Annotated in this window: 16 protein-coding genes and 2 pseudogenes; 10 read left to right on the top strand and 8 right to left on the bottom strand. The window is 55.0% G+C overall.

What is annotated here, in order from left to right:
* Nucleotides 1-67: 67 nt before the first annotated feature.
* Together dsdC and OGY19_RS20270 are read left to right on the top strand one after the other, a co-directional pair.
* Nucleotides 68-994, top strand: coding sequence for a DNA-binding transcriptional regulator DsdC (gene dsdC / locus OGY19_RS20275; protein WP_061068784.1), 927 nt, complete (start codon nt 68-70; stop codon nt 992-994).
* Between the two features lie 78 nt (nt 995-1,072).
* Nucleotides 1,073-2,155, top strand: coding sequence for a cellulase family glycosylhydrolase (locus OGY19_RS20270; protein ID WP_048213760.1), 1,083 nt, complete (start codon nt 1,073-1,075; stop codon nt 2,153-2,155).
* Here OGY19_RS20270 and emrD read toward each other — a convergent pair.
* The 3 genes from emrD to tisB form a co-directional block, all read right to left on the bottom strand.
* Nucleotides 2,082-3,266, bottom strand: coding sequence for a multidrug efflux MFS transporter EmrD (gene emrD / locus OGY19_RS20265; protein ID WP_048213759.1), 1,185 nt, complete (start codon nt 3,264-3,266; stop codon nt 2,082-2,084). The two genes, OGY19_RS20270 and emrD, sit on opposite strands and share 74 nt — an antisense overlap.
* A 193-nt stretch (nt 3,267-3,459) precedes the next feature.
* Nucleotides 3,460-4,293 carry an EamA family transporter gene (locus tag OGY19_RS20260; protein WP_286597133.1) on the bottom strand — a complete coding sequence of 278 codons (834 nt, stop codon included), beginning with the start codon at nt 4,291-4,293 and terminating at the stop codon, nt 3,460-3,462.
* A gap of 123 nt (nt 4,294-4,416) precedes the next feature.
* Nucleotides 4,417-4,506: a type I toxin-antitoxin system toxin TisB gene (tisB, locus tag OGY19_RS20255; RefSeq protein ID WP_003023909.1), complete on the bottom strand. Its 90-nt coding sequence runs from the start codon at nt 4,504-4,506 to the stop codon at nt 4,417-4,419.
* A 520-nt stretch (nt 4,507-5,026) separates the two neighbouring features.
* On the opposite strand from tisB, the gene ivbL reads away from it, so the two are divergent.
* From ivbL to ilvN, 3 genes are all read left to right on the top strand, one after another.
* Entirely contained in the window at nt 5,027-5,125 is a 99-nt protein-coding gene (gene ivbL, locus OGY19_RS20250; protein ID WP_003827118.1) for an ilvB operon leader peptide IvbL, read from the top strand.
* Between the two features lie 107 nt (nt 5,126-5,232).
* Nucleotides 5,233-6,921, top strand: coding sequence for an acetolactate synthase large subunit (gene ilvB / locus OGY19_RS20245; RefSeq protein WP_115601263.1), 1,689 nt, complete (start codon nt 5,233-5,235; stop codon nt 6,919-6,921).
* 3 nt (nt 6,922-6,924) lie between these two features.
* Entirely contained in the window at nt 6,925-7,215 is a 291-nt protein-coding gene (ilvN, locus tag OGY19_RS20240; RefSeq protein ID WP_003023914.1) for an acetolactate synthase small subunit, read from the top strand.
* A gap of 36 nt (nt 7,216-7,251) precedes the next feature.
* Here ilvN and OGY19_RS24630 read toward each other — a convergent pair.
* Nucleotides 7,252-7,347, bottom strand: a pseudogene (locus OGY19_RS24630) (hypothetical protein); the annotation flags it as partial.
* Nucleotides 7,348-7,369: 22 nt separating this feature from the next.
* Here OGY19_RS24630 and uhpA point away from each other — a divergent pair.
* The 5 genes and pseudogenes from uhpA to OGY19_RS20215 all read left to right on the top strand — a co-directional run bounded on the left by uhpA (nt 7,370) and on the right by OGY19_RS20215 (nt 12,291).
* Complete coding sequence (uhpA, locus tag OGY19_RS20235) at nt 7,370-7,963, top strand: response regulator transcription factor UhpA (RefSeq protein WP_003023923.1); 594 nt, start codon at nt 7,370-7,372, stop codon at nt 7,961-7,963.
* Nucleotides 7,960-9,462 (top strand): signal transduction histidine-protein kinase/phosphatase UhpB, encoded by a 1,503-nt coding sequence (gene uhpB / locus OGY19_RS20230; RefSeq protein WP_115601264.1) that lies wholly within the window; start codon nt 7,960-7,962, stop codon nt 9,460-9,462. The genes uhpA and uhpB overlap by 4 nt, the downstream gene beginning before the upstream one ends.
* A gap of 9 nt (nt 9,463-9,471) precedes the next feature.
* On the top strand, nt 9,472-10,800 hold the full coding sequence (locus OGY19_RS20225) for an MFS transporter (protein ID WP_061066885.1): 1,329 nt from the start codon (nt 9,472-9,474) through the stop codon (nt 10,798-10,800).
* A gap of 141 nt (nt 10,801-10,941) precedes the next feature.
* A pseudogene (gene uhpT, locus OGY19_RS20220) lies at nt 10,942-11,763 on the top strand (hexose-6-phosphate:phosphate antiporter UhpT); the annotation flags it as partial.
* Between the two features lie 279 nt (nt 11,764-12,042).
* The gene (locus OGY19_RS20215) at nt 12,043-12,291 is read left to right on the top strand and encodes a helix-turn-helix transcriptional regulator (protein ID WP_286597130.1); all 249 of its coding nucleotides are present in this window, start codon (nt 12,043-12,045) and stop codon (nt 12,289-12,291) included.
* Nucleotides 12,292-12,577: 286 nt separating this feature from the next.
* Here OGY19_RS20215 and OGY19_RS20210 read toward each other — a convergent pair whose 3' ends face one another.
* From OGY19_RS20210 to OGY19_RS20195, 4 genes are read right to left on the bottom strand one after another with little or no spacing between them, the layout of a single operon-like run.
* On the bottom strand, nt 12,578-13,879 hold the full coding sequence (locus OGY19_RS20210; RefSeq protein ID WP_286597129.1) for a glycosyltransferase: 1,302 nt from the start codon (nt 13,877-13,879) through the stop codon (nt 12,578-12,580).
* Entirely contained in the window at nt 13,876-14,913 is a 1,038-nt protein-coding gene (locus OGY19_RS20205) for a glycosyltransferase family 4 protein (RefSeq protein ID WP_286597127.1), read from the bottom strand. Before OGY19_RS20205 ends, OGY19_RS20210 begins: the two co-directional genes overlap by 4 nt.
* Complete coding sequence (locus OGY19_RS20200) at nt 14,910-15,944, bottom strand: glycosyltransferase family 4 protein (protein WP_286597126.1); 1,035 nt, start codon at nt 15,942-15,944, stop codon at nt 14,910-14,912. Before OGY19_RS20200 ends, OGY19_RS20205 begins: the two co-directional genes overlap by 4 nt.
* Complete coding sequence (locus tag OGY19_RS20195; RefSeq protein ID WP_286597124.1) at nt 15,941-17,047, bottom strand: DegT/DnrJ/EryC1/StrS family aminotransferase; 1,107 nt, start codon at nt 17,045-17,047, stop codon at nt 15,941-15,943. Before OGY19_RS20195 ends, OGY19_RS20200 begins: the two co-directional genes overlap by 4 nt.
* Between the last annotated feature and the right edge of the window lie 8 nt (nt 17,048-17,055).

The raw sequence follows: 17,055 nt of genomic DNA, 5'->3' as shown, positions 1-17,055 counted from the left end.
TTTGTGCTGATTTTACAGCGAACTTTTTTACACTCCGGCGAATGAATCAGGAGGACAGGAGGTGAGTGTGGATCCCCTACGTGAGGGCAGAAACCGGCTGCTCAATGGCTGGCAGCTGTCAAAGCTGTATACCTTTGAAGTGGCGGCCCGGCATCAGTCGTTTGCGCTGGCGGCAGATGAGCTGTCGTTAAGCCCCAGCGCCGTCAGCCATCGCATTAATCAGCTGGAAGATGAGCTGGGCATTCAGCTGTTTGTCCGTTCACACCGTAAAGTGGAACTCACCCACGAGGGTAAGCGGGTGTTCTGGGCGCTGAAATCGTCGCTGGATACGTTGAATCAGGAAATCCTCGATATTAAAAACCAGGAGCTGTCCGGGACGCTTACCGTCTACTCACGGCCTTCTATCGCCCAGTGCTGGCTGGTTCCGGCGCTCGGCGACTTTACCCGTCGCTACCCGTCAATTTCACTGACCATCCTGACCGGCAACGACAACGTCAATTTACAGCGTGCCGGGGTCGATTTGGCTATCTATTTTGACGATGCGCCCTCCGCGCAGCTTACGCACCACTTCCTGATGGATGAAGAGATCCTGCCGGTATGCAGCCCGGACTACGCTCGCCGCCATGACCTTACCGGTTCGCTGGTGAATTTACCGCACTGCACCTTGCTGCATGACAGACAGGCATGGAGTAACGACTCAGGAACCGATGAATGGCACAGTTGGGCGCAGCATTTTGCCGTGAATTTGCCGACATCATCGGGTATCGGCTTTGATCGTTCTGATTTAGCGGTAATTGCCGCCATGAACCATATCGGCGTGGCGATGGGCCGAAAACGGCTGGTGCAGAAACGTCTCGACAGCGGGGAACTGGTCGCGCCTTTCGGTGATATGGCGTTGAAATGCCATCAACACTATTACATCACCACGCTGCCCGGCAGGCAGTGGCCAAAAATCGAGGCATTTATTGGCTGGCTGCAGGAGCAGGTTAAATAAGTGGGCCGCGAATATTTTTTACGCTTTCTCTCTACACGGAAAGTGAAAAAGCATGCTAAATACGTGATATCACTCCTGATGATTTGCGTAAGGACGACCGTGTTAAAGCCGATTGTTTCCCTTTTACTGTTAGCCAGCGCCACCGTGTATGCCGCGCCCCCTGTGCTGACGGCGGCGCTGTATGCGCAGCAGCTTGGCGTTGGAATGGACGTAGACTGGGCTCGCACCGATCGCGGTATCCGCGAGTTCGATCCGCTGGTGGTACGGGATTTCAAGGCGAAGGGGATCTCTCATGTGCGTATTCGTGTGGCTGGTGAGCCAACAGAAGCCAGGCTCATCCATTTGCGCAAGCTGGTAGAGGCTTGCGAGCAATACGGCGTGATCCCGATAATCGCCTATCAGGCTGACGAATATAAAAAAGACCCCAGCGCCGGTAACGAAAAAGAGGTGGTTAACTGGTGGGTGGCGGTGGCGCATTACTTTGGTCAAGGCTCGCCGTTGCTGGGTTTCGACCTGATATATGAGCCTGCCGATAAGCTTAATCACAATCAGACTTCGCTCAATCGGGTGTATGACAAAACGATTCGCACAATCCACGCCATTTCACCGCAGCGGATGATTTTCATTGCTCCGCGACTGCGCGCGGCACCGGAAGATTTGCCTAATCTGAAATTACCGCCGCAAAGTCAGAATACCGTTCTGGCTGAATGGCATATCTTCCCGTGGGGGCCGCTAAAAAATAACGGTAAGTATCCCTGGACGTCGGGGACTGCGGCAGAAAAAGCCGCCATTCGCGCCCGTATTAATACGGCCATTCACTGGCAACAGAAAACGGGTCATCTCAGTTGGGTGGGGGGCTGGTCGCCGGGAGAGACCATCAAAAACGCGCCTTCTGCCGCGCAAACTGCATTTGCACGGTTTATGGCATGTGAACTGCGCAAGGCGAAAATCCCCTATGCTATCAATGCGGATATGCAGTTCTATGATGGCGAAGAAGGGGCCTGGCGTCCGGCGCTGGAGCCGTTGCTGACGACGATGATCGCGCCAGAATGCGAAAAGCCCGGCGATAAGCCGGGCCATCATACGCTTAAACCGCCTGTCCCTGATGCGACACGCGTGATGCCAGCGGAAGCCAGCAAACAAAAATCAACAGCCCCATAAGGGTCATCAGCAGGCCCAGACTGGCTTGCCCGGTCTGCGGCAGCATGGCAGAAAACCATGCCAGCACGCCGGAACCAATGTTCTGTAATCCCCCAACCAGCGCGCCAGCCGTGCCTGCCAGGAACGGGAAAGGCTCCATTGCACCGCTGGTTGCCAGCGGAAACAACATTCCGGCACCGAAGAAAAACAGTGCGGCAGGAACCAGCAGCGTCCAGACGTTCATCACGTCAAACAGCCCTGGGATCCACATCATTAAACCCGCTACCAGACAGCAGGTCACCGACTGCCACATTAGCGTCGAGAAACGCTTATTAGGGCGACCGGCGAACCATGCGCCGAAAAACGCCGCCGGAATAGGCAGAATAAACAGGATGCTGACCGCCATGCTGCTTAGACCGAGCCGTGCGCCCAATAATACTCCGGAGCAGGCTTCAAAGACTGCAACGCCCGCCAGACCGCCGATCAACATCAGCACGTAACAGGTGAAAGAGCTATTACCAAACAGGGTTTTGTAGCTGGCGATCAGCCGTGGACGCGGCGCACCCGCAGGCCGTGTTTCCGGCATCCAGCGCGCCATGCTAAACGTCACACCCGCACACAGAATCAGCAGGAAAATATAGCAGGCGCGCCAGTTCCACACTGTATCCAGCATGCCGCCAATCAGCGGAGCTAACAGCGGACTGACCAGAATCCCCATGTTTAACAGACTATTGGCGTGGCGCAGTTGCGTGCCTTCGTACAGATCACGCGGTAACGTTCGCGCCATCACACCGCCGACGCCCGTTCCCATCCCCTGAATGGCACTGGCGATAATCAGTACCGTCAGGCTATGGGTGGTAATGGCGACCAGCGTGGCCAGCATAAAAATAGACATCCCGGCGAGGATCACCGGGCGGCGCCCTACGCGGTCTGAAAGGGGACCGTAAACCAGTTGCGACACGCCGTAGGTCAGCAGGTAGGCAGCCATTACGCTTTGCACCGCGCCTTCGCGAACGTTCAGTTCACGCGCCATATCAGCAATCGCGGGGATATAAATGGTTTGCGCCATTTGACCTACCGCCACCAGTAATACCAACATCAACAACAAATTGACGCTTCTATGCCTTTTCATTTCGCTGATTACTTTTAAAAAAGAGAAAAAATAAGAATAAGGTGCTGCACTTTCCCGTAAATGCGCGTGGAATCTACCACAACAGAAAAAGAAGGCCAGATAGTGGGCTGGAATGTTTGTGTGATGGACGGCAGGAAATGTAAACAAAATCCGGCAACAAATGTTGCCGGATTGCATCGGGTTTACAACGACATCATGATAAGCGGAGTAAAACTGCGCCGGCGGCAATACCTGCAGCCGCGACAAGACGTATTCCGGCAACCTTTTCTTTCAGCAGCAGCCACGCGAGCAGTGCGCCAAACAGAATGGATGTTTCACGCAGTGCAGCGACCACCGCCAGCGGAGCCTGAGTCATCGCCCACAGTGCCAGGCCGTAAGACCCCATCGTACCAATCCCGCCAAGAATACCTTTTTTCCACTGCTGTACCAGATAACGTGACGCTTCCCGGCGGCGGGCGATCATCGCCCAACCCAGCAGGCAGGAGCCGTTCAGAAAGAAGGTCCACAGCGTGTAGCCCAGCGCGGTTTCTGAAAGCCGAACACCGGTGCCATCAACCAGCGTATAACCGGCGATAAAACAGGCATTAATGAGTGCCAGGATAATCCCACGTTGCGAGCCGCAGCGTCCGTTAAATGCCATCCCGAGAATAGCCAGACAGATGGTGGCAATCCCCACCCAGACGAGTAGCGAGAGGCTATCGCCAAGAAACAGGACGCTGATAATCGCGACCAGCAGCGGCGCTGTGCCGCGCATCAGAGGATAGGTCTGGCTCATATCCGAAACCTGATAGGTTTTAGCGACCAGGACGGTATAGACCACCTGTAATGCGGTTGAGACAGCTAAAAACGGCAGGCTGGCGGCAGAGGGTTGCGGCGCAAAGGGTAAACAAATCAGCGCCATGATCGCAGCGGTTCCGCTGACGCTTATAGCCGAGTACAACTTGTCGTTTCCCGCTTTTACGATGGCATTCCAGCTGGCATGCAGCAGTGCGGCGAACAGCAAAATGCAGAAAACAGAAAGCGTCATGGCGGAATTCTTCCCTGAGGATGTCATAAAAACGTAACACATTGGCACGACACAAGCACCAGGGAGAAGGTGAAAGGGGAGCGGAGTGTTACCCGCCCCCCTTAGGTGCGACTTGAATCTGAATTACTTAACGTATTTCAGAACGGCATCAAGGAGTTGCAGTGCTGCAACAATGAGTTTGAGGATAAGAATAGCGATATCCACGAGGCTCATACGCTCTCCTTTTGGTACAAGGAGCACGGTGCTGGCGTACCTCGCCGCTGCCTGTTGCCAGCACCTTTGTTGACGTAACACAGTGTGCTCACTTAGGGGGTTAAGGCGCTGACGGCACCACCCGTTTCAGCCAGGACTTTGATGCGCCGGTAAAACAGCGGCCCCCTCGCGCACTGCGAACATTTACAGTATAGATAAATACTGTATGTATGAACAGTATTTTATGGACAAAATCCGCAAAGCGATCCATACTCAGAAACGTCAAAATCCGTGCCTTAAATTGCGCGTTCGTTCCCGATCGCGTATACTTCTTGCGTTGACGTAACACAGTGTGTTCTGCGGTTACCAGCCGCAAACCCTGAAAAAAACCTCGCCCCGGCGGGGTTTTTTGTTTTTACATTGCGTACAGATAAACGTGATCTTTGGCGCATTTTTGCGCAGATGAAAAATTTTCCATTGTCACGCTGAAAAACCTGTGTTTGTATAAATCCTGTTAACCAACAAACAGACAAGGCCCCTAATGAACCCTTCCATGCTGACTGCGACCCTACTAAAAACTGCGCCATCTCGCGCAGCGGTCGTCGTGCGTGTGGTGGTGGTCGTCGGCAATGCGCCGTAGGGTCCGGAACAACACACGATTCCAAAACCCCGCCGGCGCAAACCGGGCGGGGTTTTTCGTTTCAGAGACCTGCCCGGAGCAAAGGCCCAGAATAAAAGGACTGGAGCATGGCAAGTTCGGGCATAACATCCAAGCGTACGCGTTTTACGGGCGCAGAATTCATCGTTCATTTCCTGGAACGTCAGGGAATTAAAGTGGTCACCGGTATTCCTGGCGGCTCAATTCTCCCCGTCTACGACGCCTTGAGCCAAAGCACGAAAATCCGTCATATCCTGGCGCGCCACGAGCAGGGTGCGGGGTTTATCGCCCAGGGGATGGCACGAACCGAGGGTAAACCCGCCGTCTGTATGGCCTGTAGCGGACCGGGCGCAACCAACCTGGTGACCGCTATTGCCGATGCGCGCCTGGATTCCATCCCGTTGGTGTGTATCACCGGTCAGGTTCCGGCCTCGATGATCGGCACCGACGCTTTCCAGGAAGTTGACACCTACGGCATCTCTATCCCCATCACCAAACACAATTATCTGGTTCGCCATATCAATGAATTACCGCAGGTCATGAGCGATGCCTTCCGCATTGCGCAGTCAGGACGCCCAGGCCCGGTGTGGATAGACATACCTAAGGACATTCAAACAGCCGTATTTGAAATTGAAGAGATGCCGGAGCCTGCAGAAAAAGCCCCTGCGCCAACCTTTAGCGCGGACAGCGTTCGCGATGCTGCCGCCATGATTAATGCGGCACAACGCCCGGTGTTGTACCTCGGCGGCGGCGTGATTAACGCGCCGGAGCGCGTTCGTGAGCTGGCCGAAAAAGCAAAACTGCCTACCACCATGACGTTGATGGCGCTGGGCATGCTGCCAAAAGCGCATCCGCTGTCGTTAGGCATGTTGGGTATGCATGGCGCGCGCAGCACCAACTTTATTCTGCAAGAGGCTGATTTACTGATTGTTCTTGGCGCACGTTTTGATGACCGGGCGATTGGTAAAACCGAACAGTTCTGCCCGAATGCCAAAATTATCCACGTTGATATTGACCGCGCGGAGCTGGGTAAAATCAAACAGCCGCACGTGGCCATTCAGGCAGATGTCGATGAGGTGCTGGAACAGCTGATCCCATTGATTGAGGCACAACCGCGGGACGCGTGGCATCAGATGGTGGCCGATTTACAACGCGAATTCCCTTGTACTATTCCACAGGAAAGCGATCCGCTCAGCCATTATGGGCTGATTAACGCCGTTGCCGCCTGCGTGGACGACAGCGCGATTATCACTACCGACGTCGGCCAGCACCAGATGTGGGCGGCGCAGGCTTACCCGCTGAACCGTCCGCGCCAGTGGCTGACGTCTGGTGGTCTGGGAACCATGGGCTTTGGCCTGCCTGCGGCGATTGGTGCGGCGCTGGCGAACCCGGACAAGAAAGTGCTGTGCTTCTCTGGCGACGGCAGCCTGATGATGAATATTCAGGAAATGGCGACTGCCAGCGAAAATCAGCTGGATATTAAAATTATCCTGATGAATAACGAAGCACTGGGTCTGGTGTATCAGCAGCAGAGCCTGTTCTATAAGCAAGGCGTGTTTGCTGCGACCTATCCGGGGATGATTAACTTTATGCAGATTGCCGCCGGTTTTGGTCTCGAAACCTGCGATTTAAATCATGAAGCGGACCCACAGGCGGCGCTGCAGGAGATAATCAATCGTCCAGGACCCGCGCTGATCCACGTACGTATTGATGCAGAAGAAAAAGTGTATCCGATGGTACCGCCGGGTGCGGCAAACACTGAAATGGTGGGGGAATAAGCCATGCAACAGCAGACTCATGACAACGTAATCCTGGAACTCACCGTACGCAACCACCCGGGTGTAATGACCCACGTTTGTGGGCTGTTTGCCCGCCGTGCGTTCAACGTGGAAGGTATCCTCTGTCTACCGATTCAGGACAGTGATAAGAGCCGTATCTGGCTATTGGTGAATGATGACCAGCGTCTGGAGCAGATGATAAGCCAGATCGACAAACTGGAAGATGTGGTGAAAGTGGCCCGCAATCAGTCCGATCCGTCGATGTTTAACAAAATCACCGTGTTCTTTGAGTGATTCGCTCAAGGCTTGAACACCAAAGCACTTATCGTTAAGGTAAGCGCTTTTGCCGGATGGCGGTATTAATGCCTTATCCGGCCTACAACGGCACCTGCCCGTAGGCCTGATAAGCGCAGCGCCATCAGGCATGTCTTAGCGCCAGGATGAACCCATGATTACCGTTGCCCTTATTGACGACCACCTTATCGTCCGCTCCGGCTTTGCCCAACTGCTGGGGCTGGAACCTGATTTGCAGGTGGTGGCTGAGTTTGGCTCAGGCAGTGAGGCGCTGGCGGGATTACCGGGGCGCGGCGTGCAGGTCTGTATCTGTGATATCTCGATGCCAGATATCTCCGGTCTTGAACTGTTAAGCCAGTTGCCAAAAGGAATGGCGATTATCATGCTCTCCGTCCACGACAGCCCGGCGCTGGTGGAGCAGGCGCTCAACGCGGGCGCGCGTGGTTTCCTTTCTAAACGCTGTAGCCCGGATGAGCTGATCGCAGCGGTGCATACCGTGGCGACCGGCGGCTGTTACCTGACGCCGGACATCGCCGTCAAACTGGCGGCCGGGCGTCAGGACCCGCTCACCAAACGTGAACGTCAGGTGGCAGAAAAACTGGCGCAAGGGATGGCAGTCAAAGAGATTGCGGCTGAACTGGGCTTGTCACCAAAAACGGTACACGTGCACCGCGCCAACCTGATGGAAAAGTTGGGCGTAAGCAACGATGTTGAACTGGCTCGGCGGATGTTTGACGGCTGGCAATGAACACGTTCTTTTCCCGGTTAGTCACCATTGTTGCCTGCTTTTTTATCTTCTCTGCCGCATGGTTTTGCCTGTGGAGCATCAGCCTGCATCTGGTTGAACGCCCGGAGCTGGCAGTGCTGCTGTTTCCATTCGGCCTGCGCCTGGGCTTAATGCTGCAATGTCCGCGCGGCTACTGGCCGGTACTGTTGGGTGCGGAATGGCTGCTTCTGTTCTGGCTGGCACAGGAAGTGGCGCTGTCCCATCTGCCGCTTTTGGTGATCGGTAGCTTTCTCACCTTACTTCCCGTCGCACTGACCTCACGTTTCCGCCATCAGCGTGACTGGCGCACATTGTTATTACAGGGGGCAGCGCTGACCGCAGCGGCACTGTTGCAATCGCTGCCCTGGCTTGGGCAGGGTGAAGAGGCATGGAACGCGCTACTGCTGACCCTCACCGGCGGATTAACGCTGGCGCCGATCTGCCTGGTGTTCTGGCACTATCTGACCAGCACCACCTGGCTGCCGCTGGGCCCTGCGGTGGTGTCGCAGCCGGTGAACTGGCGCGGGCGGCATCTGGTCTGGTACCTGCTGCTGTTTAGCGTCAGCCTGTGGCTACAGCTCGGTTTACCCGCCGAGCTTTCGCGCTTCACACCGTTTTGCCTCGCGTTGCCGATCATTGCGCTGGCCTGGCACTACGGCTGGCAGGGGGCGCTGATTGCGACGCTGATGAACGCCATCGCGCTGATTGCCAGCCAGACCTGGCACGATCATCCCGTCGACTTGCTGCTCTCCTTGCTGGTGCAAAGCCTGACCGGGCTGCTGCTCGGCGCGGGCATTCAGCGTCTGCGTGAGCTTAACCAGTCGCTGCAAAACGAATTAGCGCGCAACCATCGTCTGGCTGAACGCCTGCTGGAGACCGAAGAGAGCGTGCGCCGGGACGTGGCGCGTGAACTGCATGACGACATCGGCCAGACCATCACCGCCATTCGTACCCAGGCGGGTATTGTCCAGCGCCTGGCGCCGGAAAACGCAGGGGTGAAGCGTAGCGGGGCACACATCGAACAACTTTCTCTCGGCGTGTACGATTCGGTGCGTCGCCTGTTAGGCCGCCTGCGACCACGCCAGTTGGACGATCTCACGCTGGAGCAGGCCATCCGCTCATTGATGCGCGAAATGGAGCTGGAAAGCCGTGGCATCGTTAGTCATCTCGACTGGCGAATTGACGAATCTGCACTCAGCGAAAGCCAGCGGGTGACGCTGTTTCGCGTCTGCCAGGAAGGGCTGAACAACATCGTTAAGCACGCCAACGCCAGCGCGGTGACACTTCAGGGCTGGCAACAGGATGAACGACTGATGCTGGTGATTGAGGACGACGGCAGCGGCCTGCCGCCGGGTTCGAATAAGCAGGGATTTGGCCTCACCGGGATGCGTGAGCGCATTACGGCCCTCGGCGGTAAGCTTTCGATATCCTGTACGCACGGTACGCGGGTCAGCGTCTCTTTGCCTCAGCGTTATGTGTAAGGAATGGCAATGTTTCAGTTTCTAAAAGCCCCGGCTAATGCGCCACTCATTACCAATAAAAGTGAGGTAGATGCCCGTTATCGCTACTGGCGGCGGCATATTCTGACCACCATCTGGCTTGGCTACGCGCTGTTCTATTTCACGCGCAAAAGCTTCAACGCTGCGGTGCCGGATATCCTCACCAGCGGTGTGCTGACCCGCAGCGACATTGGCCTGTTGGCAACGCTGTTTTACATCACTTACGGCCTGTCGAAGTTTGTCTCTGGTATCGTCAGCGATCGTTCCAACGCCCGCTATTTTATGGGCATTGGTTTGATTGCAACCGGCGTGGTAAACATCCTGTTCGGTTTCTCGACCTCGCTTTGGGCCTTTGCGCTACTGTGGGCACTGAATGCGTTCTTCCAGGGCTGGGGGTCGCCGGTCTGCGCGCGTTTATTGACCGCATGGTATTCGCGTACCGAGCGCGGCGGCTGGTGGGCGCTGTGGAATACCGCGCACAACGTCGGCGGGGCGCTGATCCCTATCGTGATGGCGGCGACGGCGCTGCATTATGGCTGGCGTGCAGGAATGATGATTGCCGGAATACTGGCGATTGTGGTCGGATTTTTCCTGTGCTGGCGGTTGCGCGACAGGCCGCAGGCGATTGGCTTACCTCCGGTTGGCGACTGGCGACATGATGAGTTAGAAATTGCCCAGCAGCAGGAGGGCGCAGGCTTAACCCGCAAAGAAATTCTCACTCGCTATGTGTTGCTGAATCCCTACATCTGGCTGCTGTCGTTGTGTTATGTGCTGGTGTACGTGGTACGTGCGGCGATCAATGACTGGGGTAATCTGTACATGTCAGAAACGCTGGGGGTCGATCTGGTGACCGCCAACACCGCGGTGACCATGTTTGAACTGGGCGGGTTTATTGGGGCTCTGGTGGCGGGTTGGGGGTCAGATAAGCTGTTCAACGGCAATCGTGGGCCAATGAACCTGATTTTTGCCGCCGGGATTTTGCTTTCCGTCGGTTCGCTGTGGCTGATGCCGTTCGCCAGCTACGTGATGCAGGCAGCGTGCTTCTTCACCACCGGATTTTTCGTCTTTGGCCCGCAAATGCTGATTGGTATGGCGGCGGCGGAGTGCTCGCACAAAGAAGCGGCTGGGGCGGCGACCGGGTTTGTCGGGCTGTTCGCTTACCTGGGCGCTTCGCTCTCCGGTTGGCCGCTGGCGAAGGTAATGGAAGTCTGGCACTGGACCGGATTCTTTGTGGTTATCGCCATCGCGGCGGGGATCTCCGCGCTGTTGCTGTTGCCGTTTTTGAATGCCCAGGCGCCGCGTGAGCCTGGTGAAGCGTGATGTACCTCACCTTTTTGCCCCGAGTGGGGTAAAACTAAGAAATTTTCCCGGTTTCACCTGGACGCTGTCTCAGGCGTGATCCCCGGCTGATTTTTACAATGCCTGCTATTCGCAGGTATAAAAATTAGCTCGGAGAGTCCTATGCTGGCCTTCTTAAACCAGGTGCGCAAGCCAACCCTGGATCTGCCGCTCGATGTGCGGCGCAAAATGTGGTTCAAACCGTTCATGCAGTCTTATCTGGTAGTTTTCATCGGCTACCTGACCATGTACCTGATCCGCAAAAACTTCAACATCGCGCAGAACGACATGATCTCCACCTACGGGCTGAGCATGACGCAACTGGGGATGATTGGCCTGGGCTTCTCCATCACCTACGGCGTGGGTAAAACGCTGGTTTCTTATTACGCGGATGGCAAAAACACCAAGCAGTTCCTGCCGTTTATGTTGATCCTCTCTGCTATCTGTATGCTCGGTTTTAGCGCCAGCATGGGGGCGGGTTCGACCAGCCTGTTTCTGATGATCGCCTTTTACGCGCTGAGCGGCTTCTTCCAGAGTACCGGCGGCTCGTGTAGTTATTCCACCATCACCAAATGGACGCCGCGTCGTAAGCGTGGATCGTATCTCGGTATGTGGAACATCTCCCACAACCTCGGCGGTGCCGGTGCGGCGGGTGTGGCGTTGTTTGGCGCCAACTACCTGTTCGACGGTCACGTCATCGGGATGTTTATCTTCCCGTCGATTATCGCCCTGATTGTCGGTTTTATCGGCCTACGCTACGGCAGCGACTCCCCGGAATCTTACGGCCTCGGTAAAGCCGAAGAGCTGTTCGGTGAGGAGATCAGCGAAGAAGACAAAGAGACCGAAGAAAACGAGATGACCAAATGGCAGATCTTTGTTGAGTACGTGCTGAAAAACAAAGTGATCTGGCTGCTGTGTTTCTCGAACATCTTCCTGTACGTGGTGGGACACTCGCCCGCCACCGACAGTCGTATGAATGTACGCAAAACAGGGGATGCCTGCGCTTACGTGCTCATGCGAAAAGTTTGACCGTTCGGCATCCTACCGCAAAACCAGCTTGGTTCAATGATCTTTTGACGCCCCAGACTGGTCACCGAATTTACCTTCCCAACAGGTGGCCGTTGTATCGGCGTACTCCGTCAAGCCTGCCTGAGCACCCGCAGGACTTGCTACGTTCCCGAAACAGAGCGTTCATGGGCTCCCATCAACCACAAGGAGCTGGCCATGACCACCACCACCACCCACTTCGATCAACTGCAACTTGCCGCACGCTGGGGTCTGTCACACAAAACACTCGAGCGCTGGCGCGTCAATGGCATCGGTCCAAAGTTCATTCGACTGCCTGGCAAGGTTATCTACCGCCTGTGCGACATCGAAGCGTATGAAAACGAGTGTCTCGTATCGTCGACTGCCGAGTTCCGCAAGCACATGAAGCTTTACGACCAGTCACTAGTTTCCTGTCGACGCCAATAGGGGTACCGCCAGTCACAACAGCTTAGTCAGCTATGGACCGATACGTAGATTGGACTCGATATACTTGTCACCAATCTTACTCTTGTCCAACCGGGGCAAAAGCATCCATTACAACCAATGCCTCCCAGACCACCCGCAGGACTTGCGCCCCTCCAGAAGCAGAGCGTTGATCAAATAGCTATCGATTGATGAGGGCAAAAATTTCAGATTGAATACAATTTTGGCAAATTAGATTGCCACGAGGCTTCGCCGGTTAACCATCGAAAAAAATATTCTTAAAATTTAGTCAATCTATATTCTCAAAAAGGTCCAATGGATTAATTAAATCTGAAGCAACAAAAAAAGCACCATTTGATGACCATCGAGACAAAATATCGCAAAAACTTTCAACCGCCCTTTTGACCGGTACAGTTCTGGATATGTCTTCGTTGATTTCAACTAACCGCATGGCGTAGTTGCTGGCAGTAAAAGTTTGTGACGCCCAGCGTTGGGCCTCTTTCCCTAAGTTTGTTACTCGAATATTATTTTCAAGTAATTCTTCAAAAGAAGATTGGAGCCCAGGGATTTCGTTCGAATGATTGATCTTTATGGCACACGAGTCTGGTATGTCGGCGTAGAACCCGGTGTCGGTAACAATCACCGCTTTGCCATACAGCATCGCCTCAATTGCTGATGCTGAGGCCGCCTCTAGTGCGGGCCAGCGAAGACAACTAATCACGTCACTTTCAGCAATGGCACGCTCCAGATCGTTATTGTCAACCTCGCCGGAAATCACCAAATTCACGCCAAGGCGCTTAGCTAAGTCAGAAAGTGAATTCATCATTTCCGGCTCAACCGCCCCGACAAGTCGATAATTCACACGATTCCTGAGCAAGGGGCTGAGCCCTATGGCCCGTATCACACTCTCAATCCGTTTGTTCGGATTAACATGGCCGATAGTCAGGATCTGCAAAATTCGGCTTCCAGCATACGTGTTAATTGCCATATTAGCAAGCGCGCCTGGTGCATCGTAGGCAAGCGGCACTACCCGTACCGGACCCGGGCATGAATTCATCACACGGCCACATCCCCAACTGCTGTGGGTTATCACGCCGTCTGCCTGCGAACAAATCCATTCGGTCATCGGCATAACCTCGCGGGTGCCGTCGATGAACGACTCGCTGTCGGAAAAACTGAAGAAACGTTCCGCCATCACTTCTCCGTACCAGCGCTGCAATACGGCTTGCGCTTGCGCACGATGCGTCTGCGCCCAGCCATAGAATAGATGACCCAGAAAAAAATCATGGAGGCAAACCAGACCAGGAAACTCTACCAGCCAGCGAACACCGCCCTCATGAAACTCAAAACTATTTCCAATATGAAAAATACAGGCATCAGAACTCCGGCTAAGTTCCCGAACCTCTGCGTCGTCGTCCCAAGGCAAGACCTGAGCGCCAAAGTCGTGTACATCAGTCGACAGCATATGCTTCGCCTCGGTACGCACCACCGTCACCTCACACCCCTGAGCCACCAGTTCGCGCGTCACCAACGCAGCCATGCGGCCAATAGCCGACTTCGTGTTGGCTGGCGTAAAGACAATCAGCTTCATCGCAACAATGCCTCCACGGTATCGGGCCAATTTATTTTCATGCTTTCCCAGAGCGCGCGTGCGGACTGCCCATAAATTTTGGTACGTGCAGCATTCTCGAAAACAGCCTCCATAGCCCTCGCCAAGTCATCGGCGCTGGGTTGTGCCACCCACCCGGTATCCTCGTGCTTGACCAGACCCAAGATGCCACCGCTATCGGCTGTAGTGATCAGCGCCTTGGCAGCAGTCGCTGCCTCCATGGCGACATAGCCCAGCGAATCTTCGTCATAGGGCAGGTAAGCCACCGCAGCAGCTCGGTTCACATAGCCCGCATAGACCTCCCGAGGGAGAAAACGCAGGTCGAGCCTGGCCCTATCGGCTAGTCCAAATCGTTCCACTGCCGCCATCAAACATGCCGCGTCGTCCGGGCTATCGGGGGGGCCGGCAATAAGTAGTTTCACGCGTTTATCGGCTTGTGCTAGTGCCTCCAGCAAAAGGTGCTGGCGTTTCATCCCGTTCACCCGCCCGCCGGCAAAGATATAGTCACTAGGCTCACCGCCCGGAAACAATTCAGGATCATTGACCGGTGGAAGCAAGACTTCAGCATCAAATCCGTTGTACTTGAGCAAACGCTGCCGGGTGACTTCAGAGTTGGTAAAAATATGTCGGCTTTCCGCAAAACTCTCTTGGTCGGCCTGCTGGATCAAGGACTGCAGTTCAAGTCCTGCGGCTCCGGGGGGGAGATTGGTCTGCCCCGTATCGTACAGGTCGTAGGCCTGCCGGTATTGATGAAGTAGCCAAAGTGTTTTTTTCGGATGACGGATCAGATAGGCAGGAAATTTCAGCGCAATCACATGATCGACATTCCACAGTTCGAATGCCCGCGCCATCAGCATCTGCGAAGGGATACGCGCTGCGGGTTCCCACTGAAAGGGGATGCGCAAGATTTCCGCATCATGGCCGGCGATCACCAGATTTTTCTGGAGATGCGCAGCCAACTCCTCGGCACCACCCCATACGAATGGAGCCATGTTATTGACAATCAGAACTTTCATGAAAGGAGCCTCTGCAACACATGGGCCCAGGAAATGTTCAATTCCTCCAGCCGTTCTAAGGCATTCCGGCCCATGGCTTCCGTCTTGAGGCGGTCGAGATACAAGCGGTCCATGGCGTCGGCCAGCGCCTCTGGCGAGGGTTCGGTAACGTAGCCATTGACGCCGTCCTGGACGAGTTCAAGCACTCCGCCGGAGTCCGATGTCGTTAGGACCGGCTTAGATGCGTGGCTCGCCTCGACGCTCGGGTAGCCGTAGGAATCCTCGTCCAAAGGAAGATATGCTGCAGCCAGGCAATGGGCGAGTTGCGCCACTTTGTCCTCTTCGCTGATCCAGAGGTTATCCATGCTGACGCGGTCGGCTAGACCCAGCTCTGAAATTCGTTGGGAGAGCGCACGCGGATAGTCTGCCCCTGCACTGGTCCCCGAAAACCGGAGGCGTACCGGTGTTCGGGTATGGTGCAAAGCTTCGACGAGGAGATGCTGACGTTTGTGATGCTCCAGTCGACAAATGCAGACGATCTCGTCATTGAAGCCTGCACAGTGAAAGCGTTCAGGCTGAAAAACTGGTGGGTACAAGACTTCGCTATTGACCCGGTTATAAGTCTTCAGGCGATCGGAAACCACCCGGCTATTTGTGAAGATAGCCTTTGCTTCGTTTAGTCCGGCATCATCGGCTCGATGGAGGGCATCCCGAATGCCTCTGTGTTTCAGGTCATCTGGGAACCCGCGATACGGGCTGTCCCACAGATCGTAAAAAGCACGGATATGGTGAATAAACCAGAGAATCTTGTGCCGGTGCGGGATCAGGTGTGCTTGTGGTCGAAAACAGATGATGCGGTCAGCCATCTCAAGGTCCACCCAGCGAAACGCCATCATCTGCTGGAACAGCAAGTCGGGCGCATCGACTTCTGGCAGATAAACTCTTTCCACCTGATGCCCCTGCTCCTCAAGCATCGGCTGAAGCCATTCGACGATATTTCGATAGCCCCCATTGATGAACGGAACGAACGAAGAACAGAGGGCGATTTTCATTTTTTGCTGAGAACCTCACGAAGGCTCCGCGCGATCCGCTCGACGTCGCTCTTCGTCAGGTCCTGATGCGTGGGCAGATTGATGCCTCGCTGCGACCACAAATCAGCAACGGGATAAGACGAGGCTTCCTGATAAGGGGGAAGCACATGCATCGGGTAGAAAACCGGGCGAGTCTCGATCCCCATATCGTCCAAGTCACGCATGACCTGATCGCGTCGGTTTTCGTTGCCGTCACGCAGAAAGATGTTGTACATCCAGTAGACCTGCTTAGCCCAAGGTGCCTGCGTGGGCAAAACGATCTGCTCAGTCAGATCGCTCAATGCAGCGTCGTACCAACCGGCGAGGCGTTCTCGATCTGCAAGGGCCGTTTCAATCCCCTCCATCTGCGCCAAGCCAATCGCAGCCTGGATGTTGGTCATGCGATAGTTGAATCCAACAACGGGAAACCAGTAGCGACGGTTGGGGTCCATACCCTGGCCTCGGTAGAGGCGCAATCTGGCGGCAAGATCATCATCGTCCGTCGTGATCATCCCGCCTTCGCCAGTTGTGATGATCTTATTACCAAAAAAACTGAAAGTGGCACAGGTTCCCAGTGTCCCGACCATTTTCCCGTTCACCTCGGCACCATGTGCCTCGGCCGCATCCTCGACAACCCATAATCCATATTTGGATGCAATCTGGCTCACCGCGTCCATGTCGGCTGGATGGCCATAGAGATGGACAGGGATGATGCCGCGCGTTTTCGGAGTGATTTTTCGTTCGATATCCGCAGGATCGATATTCATCGTATCCGAGCATACGTCGACCAAAACAGGCGTCGCGCCGCAGTAGCGAACCGCATTGGCGGTCGCGATGTACGTTACCGTCGGAATGATCACCTCATCGCCCGGCTTCAGGTCCAGTGCCACCAAGGCCAGATGCAATGCGGTCGTTCCGTTGTTTGCAGCAATGGCGTGTTTGACACCACAGAATTTGGCGAATGCCTCTTCGAAGGCACCGATATATTTGCCGTTGGAGGAAATCCAGTTGGTATCGAGACAATCGAGCACGTACTTGCGTTCATTGCCTGCCATCTTGGGTTGCGCTACAAAGATTCGATTCATACTTTTCC

It is taken from the genome of Citrobacter sp. Cy070, from assembly GCF_030332245.1.
GTDB classification, from domain to species: domain Bacteria; phylum Pseudomonadota; class Gammaproteobacteria; order Enterobacterales; family Enterobacteriaceae; genus Citrobacter; species Citrobacter youngae.
Note: the sequence above shows the minus strand (reverse complement) of the source record. Positions and strands in the feature narration are given on the sequence as shown.

Coding starts and splice junctions, on each gene's coding strand:
- uhpB (WP_115601264.1), top strand. CDS start 7,960: ATGAACACGTTCTTTTCCCGGTTAGTCACCATTGTTGCCTGCTTTTTT.
- OGY19_RS20210 (WP_286597129.1), bottom strand. CDS start 13,879: ATGAAGCTGATTGTCTTTACGCCAGCCAACACGAAGTCGGCTATTGGC.
- OGY19_RS20260 (WP_286597133.1), bottom strand. CDS start 4,293: ATGACGCTTTCTGTTTTCTGCATTTTGCTGTTCGCCGCACTGCTGCAT.
- uhpA (WP_003023923.1), top strand. CDS start 7,370: ATGATTACCGTTGCCCTTATTGACGACCACCTTATCGTCCGCTCCGGC.
- OGY19_RS20270 (WP_048213760.1), top strand. CDS start 1,073: ATGATTTGCGTAAGGACGACCGTGTTAAAGCCGATTGTTTCCCTTTTA.
- OGY19_RS20205 (WP_286597127.1), bottom strand. CDS start 14,913: ATGAAAGTTCTGATTGTCAATAACATGGCTCCATTCGTATGGGGTGGT.
- OGY19_RS20215 (WP_286597130.1), top strand. CDS start 12,043: ATGACCACCACCACCACCCACTTCGATCAACTGCAACTTGCCGCACGC.
- emrD (WP_048213759.1), bottom strand. CDS start 3,266: ATGAAAAGGCATAGAAGCGTCAATTTGTTGTTGATGTTGGTATTACTG.
- OGY19_RS20195 (WP_286597124.1), bottom strand. CDS start 17,047: ATGAATCGAATCTTTGTAGCGCAACCCAAGATGGCAGGCAATGAACGC.
- tisB (WP_003023909.1), bottom strand. CDS start 4,506: ATGAGCCTCGTGGATATCGCTATTCTTATCCTCAAACTCATTGTTGCA.
- ivbL (WP_003827118.1), top strand. CDS start 5,027: ATGAACCCTTCCATGCTGACTGCGACCCTACTAAAAACTGCGCCATCT.
- ilvN (WP_003023914.1), top strand. CDS start 6,925: ATGCAACAGCAGACTCATGACAACGTAATCCTGGAACTCACCGTACGC.
- OGY19_RS20225 (WP_061066885.1), top strand. CDS start 9,472: ATGTTTCAGTTTCTAAAAGCCCCGGCTAATGCGCCACTCATTACCAAT.
- ilvB (WP_115601263.1), top strand. CDS start 5,233: ATGGCAAGTTCGGGCATAACATCCAAGCGTACGCGTTTTACGGGCGCA.
- OGY19_RS20200 (WP_286597126.1), bottom strand. CDS start 15,944: ATGAAAATCGCCCTCTGTTCTTCGTTCGTTCCGTTCATCAATGGGGGC.